Annotated in this window: 9 protein-coding genes; 2 read left to right on the top strand and 7 right to left on the bottom strand. The window is 35.4% G+C overall.

What is annotated here, in order from left to right; translation table 11 throughout:
• The first annotated feature begins 270 nt into the window (after nt 1–270).
• Nucleotides 271–612, top strand: coding sequence for a DUF3718 domain-containing protein (locus tag AB6T38_RS07030; protein ID WP_372546621.1), 342 nt, complete (start codon nt 271–273; stop codon nt 610–612).
• A 600-nt stretch (nt 613–1,212) separates the two neighbouring features.
• On the opposite strand, the gene AB6T38_RS07025 is transcribed toward AB6T38_RS07030, so the two are convergent.
• The gene (locus AB6T38_RS07025) at nt 1,213–2,406 is read right to left on the bottom strand and encodes an MFS transporter (protein ID WP_372546620.1); all 1,194 of its coding nucleotides are present in this window, start codon (nt 2,404–2,406) and stop codon (nt 1,213–1,215) included.
• 798 nt (nt 2,407–3,204) lie between these two features.
• On the opposite strand from AB6T38_RS07025, the gene AB6T38_RS07020 reads away from it, so the two are divergent.
• Nucleotides 3,205–4,536 (top strand): tyrosine-type recombinase/integrase, encoded by a 1,332-nt coding sequence (locus AB6T38_RS07020; RefSeq protein WP_372546619.1) that lies wholly within the window; start codon nt 3,205–3,207, stop codon nt 4,534–4,536.
• Nucleotides 4,537–4,724: 188 nt separating this feature from the next.
• On the opposite strand, the gene AB6T38_RS07015 is transcribed toward AB6T38_RS07020, so the two are convergent.
• From AB6T38_RS07015 to pglX, 6 genes are all read right to left on the bottom strand, one after another.
• Entirely contained in the window at nt 4,725–5,210 is a 486-nt protein-coding gene (locus AB6T38_RS07015) for a hypothetical protein (protein WP_372546618.1), read from the bottom strand.
• Entirely contained in the window at nt 5,211–5,615 is a 405-nt protein-coding gene (locus tag AB6T38_RS07010; RefSeq protein ID WP_372546617.1) for a transcriptional regulator, read from the bottom strand. It lies immediately after the preceding gene.
• Complete coding sequence (locus AB6T38_RS07005) at nt 5,605–6,024, bottom strand: hypothetical protein (protein WP_372546616.1); 420 nt, start codon at nt 6,022–6,024, stop codon at nt 5,605–5,607. Before AB6T38_RS07005 ends, AB6T38_RS07010 begins: the two co-directional genes overlap by 11 nt.
• Before the next feature lie 141 nt (nt 6,025–6,165).
• The gene (brxL, locus tag AB6T38_RS07000; protein WP_372546615.1) at nt 6,166–8,217 is read right to left on the bottom strand and encodes a protease Lon-related BREX system protein BrxL; all 2,052 of its coding nucleotides are present in this window, start codon (nt 8,215–8,217) and stop codon (nt 6,166–6,168) included.
• Between the two features lie 17 nt (nt 8,218–8,234).
• Nucleotides 8,235–10,487, bottom strand: coding sequence for a PglZ domain-containing protein (locus AB6T38_RS06995; protein WP_372546614.1), 2,253 nt, complete (start codon nt 10,485–10,487; stop codon nt 8,235–8,237).
• 12 nt (nt 10,488–10,499) lie between these two features.
• Nucleotides 10,500–14,201 (bottom strand): BREX-1 system adenine-specific DNA-methyltransferase PglX, encoded by a 3,702-nt coding sequence (gene pglX, locus AB6T38_RS06990; RefSeq protein ID WP_372546613.1) that lies wholly within the window; start codon nt 14,199–14,201, stop codon nt 10,500–10,502.

Raw genomic sequence — 14,201 nt, 5'->3', positions numbered from 1 at the left:
TGAAAAAGCTTTCACATCCTAAATTACTAGGGATCTTCAGCTTCATTTTCTGTTAATTTCGCCCTGTACTATTGACCATTTATAAATTAACTAATATTTGGCTAAAATAACCAAATGTTTAACATTTAAATTCATTCGATTTAGTGTTAAATCCTGATATGTTTTTATCTCATTGTTTTATAAAGATAAAAATTAATGGCATCCTCGTTGCAAAAGTTATGACAAGTCACATTGAAGACTTACTTTAATCAACGGAAATAGGAAAACATGATGAAAACACTAACTAAAGTAATCGCAACTGCAGCATTAACCCTTAGCTCAATCGGCATCGCAAGCGCAGCAAGCGTAATAGTACCAGCCGACAGTTACATCACCAGTAATCTGTGTGTGGTTGCCACTGAAGGCAGTAAAGTCAAACTATCACAAGCCATTAAAAAGTCTGGATTGAGTAAACGATACGTTGCTTCAGAGGTGACTTGTAACGACTTAGAGCTTACAACGTTTATCGAACAATACGGTAGCAATGTGACTGAAATGAATAACTTTTTAACCAGCGGAAAATACAGTAATACGACAGATATGGCCTCCGTTACCACACATAACACATTTTAAACGATGCTGCTAAATAGCACTACTCATTGCCATCGTCTACTCATTGCTGAGTATGACGATGGAGTGTTGGCTTTATTGATTTAAAAGTTTCTATAGCCTTTCAAAGCGATCACCCCTCCCAATTTGAACTTTGTCTTCGGTTATTCAAGTAAGTTGATTATCAGTTTCTTTTTGATCTCAAATTCAAACCTAAGTCAGGATACTATCCTGGTGAGCGCGGCCCAGGTTGTTACTTCAAAAACCGAACGTTTTATTCAAAATAGACCATATTATGTCCAGCGAGAAGGTTTACTTTTTAAACTTAATTCACAAGGCTGGCTAGCTAACTGCTATGCCTGAAGTCTAGCTGATAGTTTGAATGTGGTGGCCTAGTTTGTGGCTGTCCTGTAAAAAGGCTGTTTGAATGTGGTGGCCTAGTTTGTGGCTGTCCTGTAAAAAGGCTGTTTGAATGTGGCTGCCTAGTTTGTGGCTGTCCTATAAAAAGGCTTTAATCAATCTTAGTTAGCTAGACATAAATTATAGAAAGCTAAGACCTCAACCTGTTACTTGTAAAAACGGTTTGAGGGCTTTTTTATGGACGATAATTCTAACTCAAACAGTTTAATTCACTGCGGGTAGCATACTTCTATCACGCATCTGTAAATAACTCAGTACCCACATGATAAAGCCACCTAAGAATAGCATGGCAGAGGCGTAACCAATCTCGTTAAAGTTTGCACCAGAAGCTAACATCGCGCCGCCAACCATTGGTCCAATAGCATTAGCAGTGTTAAATGCACATTGCACGAGTGCACCTATCATAGCGTGGCCCTTTGGCGAGACGTCCAGTAACATCGACTGAATCACGGCGGCCAAGCCAACACTTGCTCCCAACAAAAAGACGGTAATGTACAACCACCAGATATGACTAGCAGCAAATACAAACATTACAGAAATACATACACTGCAAAGTAAGGCAATACCCGTGGTGCTAAGAGGTGAATGATCAGCCAATTTACTGATGACTAAATTGCCAATCGTCGTTCCTACACCAAACATCATCATGGCGATAGAAATGGTCACTATAGGTGTTTGTGTTACATTTATAATGGTATCGGCTAAATAAGTATAAATGCAAAATACACCTCCAAAGCCCACAAATATGATGCCCGAAATAGACCACACTAACTTATTTTTAAGCACACTGAATTCTTCTCGTAGGCAAGAAGGTTCTTTTACCGGGCAGCTTGGAACCAACCAGTAAATGAGTGCCAAAGTAACCACCGCCAACCCCGCGACTATTGCCATGCAAACTCGCCAGCTCATTGACTGTCCAACTAAGGTTGCTAATGGCACACCCACAATCGTTGCAATGGTGAGACCAGCAAACACTTTCGACATATAGCTGGCACGTTTACCTTTAGGGGCCATGCTCGCAGCAATTAATAATGCGGTGCCGAAATAAGCCCCATGGGGCAATCCCGACAATATTCGATAAATTATTAGCTCTGGTAATGTTGATGCTATTGCACTTAATCCATTGCCCACACACATCATAGCAACGAATATAATTAGCGACGTTCGCCGGTTGGTTTTATTGGTTAACAACATAAACAGAGGGGCGCCGATAACTACCCCTATGGCATAACCGCTGATTACATTACCTGCTTGAGCTGGCGTAACGTTGTACGAATCGGTAATCAACGGCAGCATCGACATAGATGAAAATTCAGTTAACCCCAATACAAAAGCGCCAAGCGCCATTATCAATAGCGGCCAAACCGTCGAGCCGTGATCAGCTTGTGATGCAGACATATAAAACCTTAAAAAATCTGAGAAAACGAAATTACGAAACAAACAACAAAGTTAACCGTAAATGCTAAAAAACAATCGGAGAACCAAAATTAATTTAATTTTTGTAGGGGAATTAGAATTAACGAAAGGCTGATTTAGTAAAACTAATAAGCCCTTAATGTCGAAATATTTTCTTATTATTTGATACTTGGATTATATCGTACACTAGCTATTAAATTCTACGTTTTAACAACTAACAGGCGTTTTTATTGTTGGCCAGCGATAATTTATAAACTTAATTTCATCATAAATGATCACCCTTCACTCGGTGTTTACAAAGCTTGGGAAATGTTAACAACAGCCGGCATAGTTTAAGTGCCCGTTGTACCGATTTTTATAGGGTAGAGCCGCGTATGGTTTTAGAAATTTTGAAAATTATAGAATAAGAGCGATGACCCATTGTGGATGGGATGGTGTTATCAATCGAGTAAGGTGAATGCTGATCCCCCTGTTTATGGGGTAGAACCGGAATTTATAGCAGATAGACCGAAAATCTATAAGTCGGTGGGCTTGGTGTAACTTGATGATTTATAAAGAAAAAATGGTGGCCCGACCCTGACTTGAACAGGGGACCTGCCGATTATGAGTTGATCGCTCCTGTAGTTGGCGAAAATTGATGTCAATTGACTAAATTGTATTAACCCTTATTTATAAGGGGGTAGAAGCTATTTTTTGGTTGCTTTGTATATTTTGTTATTTCCAAAAGTTGATGGTGTTTGATATATTGTGTAGCACATTTGTAGCACCGGATATGTACCAATGCCTGATAACAGTGAGAATAAATTTTCATTCACAAAAACAAAGATCAGGGCGCTGAAGCCAGAGAAAAAGCGTAAAACATACAGGCATGAAGATCTTAAAGGTTTTATTTTAGAAGTCTCACCTTCTGGCACTAAGACGTTTAGGGTTTACAAGAGAGTGAAAGGTCAAAGTTCTCCTGTCAAAATAACGTTAGGAACGTTCCCTGACTTAACAGTTGATAAGGCTAAAGAGAGGGCATTGGAAGTGTTGGCGATGATCGCACAAGGTATCAACCCGAATGATCAACGGGCCATTGAAGCTATAAGCAATACAACTTTGATGGAAGCATACCTTAGTTATAAAAAGTCAAAAGACCTTGAAGACGTTACCATCCGAGGCTACGACCAGTGCATCAATACATATATACCTGACTGGCATGACAAGTTAATTTCGCAAATATCCGAAGAAGATATAAAAACCCAACATATTTTAGTTTCTGAACGCTCTGAGGCGCAGGCCGATTATTGTATGAGAGTCCTTCGGGCTGTTTACAATTATGCTATGCATGAATTTAAAGCATCCGACGGTAGTTACCTGATTAAAGAAAATCCGGTTGATATACTCAAACATCAACGACGTTGGAACAATGTCCCAAGAAAACAATCAAGACTGACCAAATCAGAAATATTGAAGCTTTACAAAACCCTCTCAAAACTTCGAGCTGATAATACAACCGATGAATTTATGCTTGCCGTTTGTGATTTCGTTGAGTTCGGATTGTTTACAGGATTAAGGAAGAATAATTTGCTCGAATTAGAGTGGAGCCGAGTCAATTTAGAGGATAACTTTTTTTACATAAGTAAAACAAAAAACGGTGATCCATTGGAATTACCGATTAGTGACCACTTGATGGTTATTTTACAAAGAAGGCGAAAAGTAACAGATAATAATTATGTATTTCAAGCTGACAATGAGCATGGGTATGTTCGAGAGCCGAGAAAGTGCATCGATAAAATCTGTGAATTGGCGGGGTTGGATTTTAATATGCATGATCTTCGAAGAACGTTTACAAGTATTGCAGAATTGCAAAAAGTTGGGCCATATGCTTTAAAGAGGCTGTTGAATCATAGAACTGCTCGAAATGATGTGACAGGGGGATACACTGTTTTTACTGCCGAAGAATTACGTGTTCCTTCCGAAGAAGTGCAAAATGCGATTCTCCTGTCAATGGGTTTACCTTTGTATGGTCAGAGTATTGATGTGCGTTTGCAAAACTTGGTTAGTACTTTAAGCAAAACTGAAAAAAAGAAGGCTCTGGATATATTAGTAGATGAGTTTTGTAAAGAGTAGTGGACTGAAACTGTAGCAACTACTCTAATTCAAATTACCTCCTAGAATAGTCACCCAGCCATTTTTTTCTACATTATTGGCACATAATATGCGGGAGTTGGAAGCGAGGGCACTATATTGTGTTCTGTAATTGATATTGAATTTTTTAAGCTGACATAGTGTTTCGAACGCCTACGAAATAACTATATTTAATCAACAGAATTGCAATAGTACATTGGGGTTTCAAGGGGGGTAATATCCATTCTTAAGCACGATGATTGAACAAGCTCTCTCCAATATGGCCAGACATGGTAACCTACGTTCTCTTCTGAAAAAGCTTCAACCGAATCTTTTTCTAACTTTATCGTAGAGTTATATTTAGCTAAAAACGTGGCTTTTATTTCAACCAAAGGGGCTACTATTTTTTTTGAATCATCATTATCAATATCTGAATCAGACTCTTCCATAAGACGTATACCGCATGCGTAAAAAAAATGATATTCCCATATTTCGTTATCGTCTTTCTGAAGGGAAACTTCTTTTACTTTTTGAACTCCACGAAAAGTTTGTATTTTAGCATTAATGCTTTCTAATTCTTTAGTATCAAACTCTTCATCAAGAGCAACATAGGAATCCCTCAAAAGCACATTTTTTATGGACAGTGCTTTTCTTGCTATTTCAAATGCATCTGTCATTTATGCTGCCTTAGCCCAATGCAAATGATCACTTTTATCTATAACATTAGTCGATTGTTTTATTGTTTCTTTTGTTATTTTAAATGCTTTATCTGCCGTGATCCAATCTTCATAAAAGTATCTGTCTACAAGTTTTTCATGCTTTGGCTCTTCTTGTACTGGTAATTTGATTTCTGGTTTAAAACCAAGAGCAAAGCAAATGTCAGACAAAGATCCTAAAGTCATGTTACGAGAACCACTTAAGATTTGAGTAACATAAGAACGTGATTTGCCTAACTTTCTGGCAAGCTCTTTTTTAGAAATCTCAAGATCCTCTAAAATAACTAGCAAATCTTCAGTTACGTTGTATACAAGATCTTCTCTAGCATACATTCTTTCTTCATTAACATTTTTCTTAACATTCATCGCCATTTACCTCTATTCGCACCCAATTATTGCCAACTATCTTTATATCTTTTTCCTTGAGCTTATCGTAATCTTTATAAACATAATGACTTATAAAGTATGTATTAGGATATTTCTCGGAAAGCCAACAATACCCCCTTAAGGGTTTCCTTTTTAAAGCATTAAACTTCTTTTCTGACTTTTGACCTATTGATTTTGGTAATTTCCCTTCCTGCGGAAAATTTTCCTTAGACATTCTATGGCCATCCAATAACCTTTGGAGTTGCTGTAACAAGGCTCTTTCGAATGATTTTTGCTTTCTAGTTTCAACTTTCGAAAGCGATCCCTTGAAGGAATCTAATGCACCTTTACAATGTACAGCTCGAAACTTACTTCCTTGATGTGTTTTTTGTAATTTCTTTGCTGTCACATGTCCCTGCCAAAAGCCTCTAAGTTAATATATATGTTAACTTCGGCGGATTTTCAACTAATTTATAAAAGAAATCAACCTTTTTAGGTATAGATTCCATACTTTGTTAATGCTCTATAACTCATTAAACTGAGCCGATTTTTAATCCAGTAATAAAGCTTTTTGCATAAGCAATTGATTGTTTTGATAAAACGGAACATCAGTATCACCTAATATTGTTGCTGGTATATTGGCTAGTTCAGCTAAGTTATCCATTGGCACAATAACCACTTTCGCACCATTTTCTGAAAGCATGGTTACTTTATCTTCAAAGTTAATTGCTCGTTCAATAGCACCACCAACAGATATGTTTCCAAGCACTGCAAGACCTGCTTTCAGGTTCTTTTTGTATAATGCAGACACAATGGAGATATACACCGCAGAGCCAATACCAGACGATATAGAAGCTCCTAGCAGGTTACTTACCTGAATCGTTATGTCGAAGTTTTTAAGAGAGTGTTGTTCACTTAAAATTGTCTTCTCATTCCCTTTAATATATTGGTAAGTGTTTTTGATATTTTCTTTAACCGCTGTGCTACTTACACCTGTTATATTTAATTTTCCAGATCCACTTGCAACTACAGCTTCTATTCTCACTAAAGCTACGTTTTCACCGTCACTGGTACTGGTATAACAAACACCAGCTGGTAAAGGCGTATTTTCGATTAAGTGAGAACCTTTTTCTTCAGGTAGGCCAACAAAGTGCTCTTCTTGAGTCTCTTTATCGATATATGAGAAGTTTGTATCCCAAAATTCCATTCCGCCTATTCGCTTTAACTGCTCTTTAACCCTTCTACGCATTTCTAGAGCAATTTCTAGGTATTCTCTAACATCTTCTTTGGTGTAATTACCGTCAGGGTGCATTAGCTTTATAAAGCCTGAGACAGTCTTTTTAACAGGCTTTGTATCACGTTGCTTTAAGTGAGCACCTAACGAAAAGAATTTTTCTACTACATCAGTGTAACTAATTCGTCTAAATGATTTTAATGCTTCAGAAAAATAATCAGTACTAAAGCCAAAATTTGCAGTGAAGTGACGAGGAGCAAACTTGATCATTTCCCAACCGGGTAAATAGAAATGAATACGATCAAGAAATGCCGTGTCATTATTTACTTCATCAGATAATGGACTGAATAAGTGAGATGTTTGTAATACGGTTTCTACAGGTTGGTTAATGTTACCGTTAAGAATAATCGATGCCACACCTGTTATTTCGCCACCTGCACCAGCGCGAGAGAATGAACCAGATTCCATATAATCTTTCATTAGTGGAACGGCATCACGGTCTTTGAATATTTTATCCGTTGCTTCATCGAAGCAAATAGCGTCCCACTGACCAACCGCTCCAACTTTGCCTGTTGAGCCGTGAACAAATAGTTTTGCAATTGTACCTTGGCCACCAGAAATTAAAACAGCATATGGTGTCAGCTCTTTATAAACAAACGACTTACCTGTTGAACGAGGTCCTAACTCTATAAAGTTAAAATTAGATTCAACCATTGGTAATAAGCGCGAAAGCAATAGCATTTTAACCCTATCACTAACACCTTCAGCCGTTGGTTCATAACCACAACTTCTTAGTAATAAATTTAACCATTCATCTTTATTAAATTCATTTCGCTTACTTACTATCTTGCTATTATCGAATGAAGATAACTGAATAGGTTTAATATCGGTGATCACAAACGGATAAATATTTGAGCCAATTTTAATATCAGGATCATATTCAACATCAATGATCGCCCAAATACCGCCCATTAATATCTTTTCATGATCTTTAACTAAGCGATCAGTAATGTTGCCGTTCTTGATATTACTGTTTTGTAATTTAGCCCAATAAATATCTTTTTTAGAATCTAATTCAACAGATATTTTATCAATGATTTTGTAACGACCTTGCTCTCTAATCTTAGAGTGAATTAACGTGCTTTCTTCAGGATTTACATAATGCTCAGAAAGTATCTTCTTAACATTCTCCATCCCTTTTTTAATTTGCTCGTCATCATCAGTAGAGCATGAATTGGCAATTAAATACTCTAAAACAAATACAGGAACATTCGCGCCCACTTTAACAGAGCTAACAAGATCTTTTTTAACCACAAAGCCTCGAAAATGCTCTAATAACTTTTCATCTAACTCATTTAATACTGGCATATATCAATCCTTATGGGCTAAAACAAGCCACCTAAATCGCGGTCATTGTTTTTCTTTACAACAGCCTTGTCTAATTGTTCTTTAGTTAGCGCATCAAGCAACTGAACTTCAATTTCATTATTACAATCAAAGGTAAATTCTTTAGTGGTTGTTTCACCTCGTTTAAGGGTGAAAACATCGCTCTTACCAATAGGTTTGCTGTCACAGAACTTAACTAAATAAACCTTTCGTTCCATCTCAAAAATATTATCTTCTGAATCATCTGCTTTTATTTTTAATAAGTAGAGTTCACCAGATACATTTTTAAGATCAGCTTTGTTAGTGAATTTGGCATTAAGAGAGCCACCTGTTTCTGCTGTTCTTTCCCAACAAAAATAAGGCGTAATAAGCTCTTGGGGTGCTGCACCACCATGTGCAAAACCATAAACGCTTGGCGTTTTAAAAGGATTCATTGTTTTAGAGAAGTAATGGTAATTAAACTCTTCATATTGCTTTTCAATTTCAACATATGAATCTAGCGATTGCTGTTTATCTACTGTACGTATATAACGTTCAGCAACATAGTTTTGACCATTTAATGACGGTGTTATTTTATCGGCTTCAGACAACATGCCTGTTAATACAAAACCATGATCAGTAATTAAAAACACTTTCTGATAACCACTATTTAATAAAGTGGTTATTTTATTGGTAAAGGTTTCTACCGCTTGTGGGAAGAATTTAAGGGCTTTGTTATTTAACTTATCACCCATATCATCAATATCTTTGTAGGTACAAATAAGATACTGACCTGAAAGTGCTTCATTGTTTACATCATCTAACAGTACATAATCAATATCACTGCTAGGGTTCTGCTTTGTAAGGTAGGTTTCTCGCTTTTTCTGAACTTTATCTATCATGCCATTTGCCATGTAGATTCGGCTCATGTTGTTTACCGTAAGTGACGGTAAATCAGCCATAATAATGTCATTAGTAAACTTAAAGTTATCACTTACCCTTTTTGATACTTCATAAGCCAATTCATAGGCAACACCATCACCAACAATAATCGCAATTTTCTGACTGTTGTCATCAATAATACGTTGCAATATACCTGTTTGATTCTCTTGATAGCCTTCAAGATATTTAAACCACTTATCAAAAAACACATCGACTAAGTGCTTATAATAATCTTGGTATGGGGCAAGTATTTCAGGGGTATTTAAAAATTCGGTGTATAAGTTCCTAATGGCAGTATCGAGTTTAAAAAAGTGCTTAGTATAAAATTCAATACATTCTTCTCTAGTACTTAAATAACCAATATCTTTATCATCAAATTCTAAAAGAACTTTTACATCAGCCCAAAAGGTTATGTTTAAAGATTGTGCTTGTTTTGATTGGTCGCGCTGAGTAATTCTAGCTAAATGGTTCGGTATTAACGCTTTGTTGTTAATATCTTTACCAATCGCTTTTAGCCATTGCTCATCAATTAATTTGAATGGATGAGCTACGTTGATATTCCAAATGTCTTGATTGCTATCAAAAGCATTCGAATTGCTATTTTTACTTAAGTAATTAGCAAGGTACTTATCAAATGAGCCTTCGTGCTCTTTAGAGTTTAACCAATGAACATAAACAGACTCTAAAATAGGGGCACAGTCATTGCAGGCTAAACCATCAAACATTTTCGCCACTATTTCATCAGCTAATGTTTGAGCAGGCTTTTTAATATACTCTTGCCCTAGTAACTCATTTACTTTTTGATAAAATGTAGTTAGTAATTGTTCATCATATTTTTTGGTGAAAAGAGCAGGATCATGAATAAAAGGTAACAGCTCTTTTTCTAAATCAAATATTTCAGAAGCACCTTTATGACATAAATCCATCCAATAGGTTAAGTCTTTACCAATACTTACTTTAGCCGCAGTAATCAGCTCATCTTTTGGCATGTTAATATTTAAGTTTAAAGCTTTATGCACTTTACCTTTAATATAGTTTTCTAAGTGGCGAATATCTAAACAACCATTTACTTCGCAATATTCTCGAATATACTTCAAATCGTCTTTAACTAAATTAGTGTAAATAACGTGTTTAGTGGCAGATGGTTGCTCTTTTTCTATTAGATACTTAACGTGCAACTCTTCAATTTCTGAATTTGCCTGATGCACCTTAAATGTTTTATTTAATATCTCTAATATGAATTCAGCATCGGTGTGCTCATCAATAAATACTGCAACAATATTCTTACTAAAAATCTCTTCGAGATCTTCTTTTAACCATAAATCAATCATATTGAGTTCCGTCTACCAATCCGCATTTAAGTATTTTTTCATTTGTTTTGCATTTAATACATCATAAGCTAGCATTTTCTTATTTTGTAAAGGTGCAATATTTTTAGCTACACCATCATCCAGAATAGGGTCGTAGCCTTCTTCTAGTAACTCATCAATTTTCGCTTTAAATATTTCAATTTCTTTTAATTGTTTAAATATTTTATCTTTTTCATTTTGAGCATCAACAGATTCATTATTAGCTAAATCACTTTGCCGATTAATTAGTGCTCTCTCTCGGTGCTCAATGTATATAGAGCGAACTCGGAGTAAATTATCACGGCTCCATTTATAGATAGATATGTAACAATCAAAACCTTGCATTGGACCACTTGTTAAATGCCATATATAAGGTGTCTTTGGCAGATAAAGGAATAGGTTAAGGAGATTGGAGATTTCAGAGAAAAAATACTTATCAATAAAATCTGTTACGGTAATACCTAATATTGTGTCGAAAGTTGAAAATTGAGCTTGTGTAAAACCTTTCTCGATAAACTTATTTTCAACTCTTTCTACTAGTCTTTTTTCTCCTGCATTTGGAATTAAAGGGACTATTCCATCTTCATCATCTAGCAATATTTCATTTATTAGCTGTAACAAAAACTCTAATGCGATTCTGTTTTTTCTTTGTTTTGGTAACTGCCCCAATTTACTGAATATAAACCATAAATTAATAGGGTTAATTTGTTTTTTTCCACTAAAAGCTAAAAAGTCATTATTTTTTTGATAAAGAGTTTTCAACTCTAAACCATCAGCTTCCATTTCACTCTCTTTAAAACCAGCTTTCACTTGATTCGATATATAATGAAGAATTTCTTCGTCATAAAAATCACTTTTTCTATATTTTAAAATAAAAGCATCCAATGCATCAGTGTCTACAGGGTAATTACAACAATCAGTACCTTCTTTTTCTTTTAAGGCATTTTTGTCACCATCACTTAATTCATATATATCTTCTATAAGGTAATTTATATAAGTTTCATTAAGCGAGATTATACAATTTAAAAAGTTTTCCTCATTCAGATATCTTGATATTCGAAAGTTCAGATTACTATCTGAGTAGCTCTCCAGTGGAGATGATAAATACTCATGCTCCAAAATTGAATGCTGACAAAATTGTTTTCTAATTTTAATGTTCATTTCCACTAAACTAGCAATTTTGCTGCTTACGCTCTTTTTAGGAATAATTAAAGGAATTCTTTTAATATCACCTACTTGTATTTCTACCGTAGGATTTAAGCAACCTACAATATAATTTGAAAACTTTGAATTTAACACTGCCAATAAATACGAATTAGGCGCAGTGTTTCTCAATGGAAAGATACTTGAACCTTTGATATCAAAGATAAAATCCTCTGGAAGGATACGATAAGAGGCAAAGTCACCTCCAGTAGCTGAATAAGTTATTCCCTCTTTAAAATAAAAAGATTCATTTTGAGGTCGAGATCTTTGTTTTCCATTTTTGTCAACCATTCCTCGTATCTCTTTTCCGTCTTCCTCCCAATTGACGATCAACCAATTATTTCCGTACCATTTATTATTAGGACCACCTTTTGCGTACATAAACCACTTTTTTGAAGCATCTTTATTTAAGGTATATATATTTGATGCTTTTACTTCCCACCAATACCTTAAAAACCTATCATTATCAGCAGTAGCTAATCCTTGACAGTTCTTAAAGTGTTTTTGAATTGTAGACTTCTTAAATTTATCTCTTAATCCATCCGAAATCCAATATACAAAAGGGCTAGTTTCTATCTTCTTAAAGTTATCTTGGTCTATACGAATAAAAGTTTCACTGTTTAAACATTCATTTAAAGCTTTTCTCTCAACTTCTGCATCCATCTTGACTTTACGTAAGTCGATAATAATAGATGGCGTATTATTTTTTTGTTTTTGTAACACATATAAAACGGGATATATCACGCGCAATTTAGTACCAAAGACTCCTCCAGTGCCAAAATGGACCAAAGTATTTAAGTGCATTTCATTAATTAGGAAGTTTCTGACATCTTCAAAGGATTTGATAAACATAAAAGTATCAGGATGAATCATTGCAACCATGCCTGATTGCCCAATTAACTCATAGCAACGCATAATGAAGGACGAATATAAATTAGAGTGAAATTTGTTAGGCTTTTTATAATTTGCTTCTACAAATGTTTTTAACTCGCTACCAAAGTCACCACTATCAGTGTAAGGTGGGTTTGCACACGCAACGTCATACTCGGTAGTCAACAATTCAAGAAAAGTAATTGCATCACGCGTTTTACTGGCAATAAAAGTATCAGCATCTTTACTGGAAAATTGTTCAACTGCATTCTTTAAATTGTTGAAGAACTTTTCAGTAAAATCTTTTTGTTCTCGTATGTCCGCATCCGCAAATAGGTCAAGAACTTTATCACCATGTTTAGCTTCTAATTCATTTAACTTTGCTTTTAACTTCTCATCTAAACGAATTAGGGAACCAAATTTGTAGGCGTATCGAAGGTCATTCCAAATATCTTCAATCAACTCTTTTTGAGTATTATCTAAATTGTCACCATCTTCAAAGATATGGCGAGCTTTATCATAATCAGGCAGGTAAAAGTCTGAAGAAACCACCTTGAAGTTAAAGCTACCCTTAATAAATCTGCGCTTTTTACGGGCTTTTATGTATAAGCCTAATTGGGCTAACTGAATGGCACGATCATCTAAATCAATACCATGTAAGTTATTCTCGATTATGAGTTGTGGGATTTCATCTTCATCATAGTCGGCATCGTAATTTTCAATTTGATCGATATATAACGCATAGAAAAAATCGAAAGCATATAGTAAAAAGTTACCTGAGCCAGAAGCTGGATCTATTAACTTTATTTCATGTAAGGGTTTAGGGTCACGCTCTTGAGTTTTAGGCGCATTAGCTATTTTAAATTGATCTTTAATTTCTGATTCAGGATACATTTCAAGGTAAAGTTTACCTAATGAATTTTCTACCAAAAACTGAACAACCCAACGTGGCGTATAAACTTGTGATTGCAAGGATACTTTGTCGTATTCTGTTTTCGCTTTACTGTCTTTAAAGGCTTGTTTCTTGGCGTTGTTATAGCTTTCGTATAACCAGCCTAATACATCATCACTTTGCCAAATATCATCTTCAACTTGAGAATCTTCTTCAATTGCATTAAATGCTTCGATGATTTCATTCAACGATATTGCATCAGGCAATAACGCATAAGGGTATTCTTTACTATAAAGCGGCAGTGAATCACCTAATTCGTTAAAAGCATATTTAAAATAGTCTCGAATACCTTCTAACTCATTATCACGGTTTTCAGGGTATTCTTCTAACCATGCTTTATGCCCAAATGAACGACCACCATGCTCTGCTTGTTTAGTGATAACAGGTGGAAATAAATTGGCTGACTCCATTACTTTAACTGCCGCTAGGCGGTTAAATAAGGTAAAGCTCAATTCATCCAGTAACTTTTCTCTAGCGTCTTGATAGCAGCCTGTTTCGCCAATATGGTTTTCAAGCATTACCTCAAGGTGTTGGCGTTTTCCTCTAACTTGCTCTGGCAGTTTTTCGAGTTCTATTTGTTTATTTGCACCAATGCCTAATCTGGCAAACTGCTTATCAAATGAAGCTGTTATTAAATTGCGAATTTTATCTACGTGATCTGAAAGTTTCAT

The organism is Aliiglaciecola sp. SL4 (genome assembly GCF_041538045.1).
Taxonomy (GTDB): Bacteria; Pseudomonadota; Gammaproteobacteria; order Enterobacterales; family Alteromonadaceae; genus Aliiglaciecola.
The sequence above is the reverse complement of the archived record's forward strand: the minus strand, read 5'-3'. Positions and strand labels throughout refer to the sequence as shown.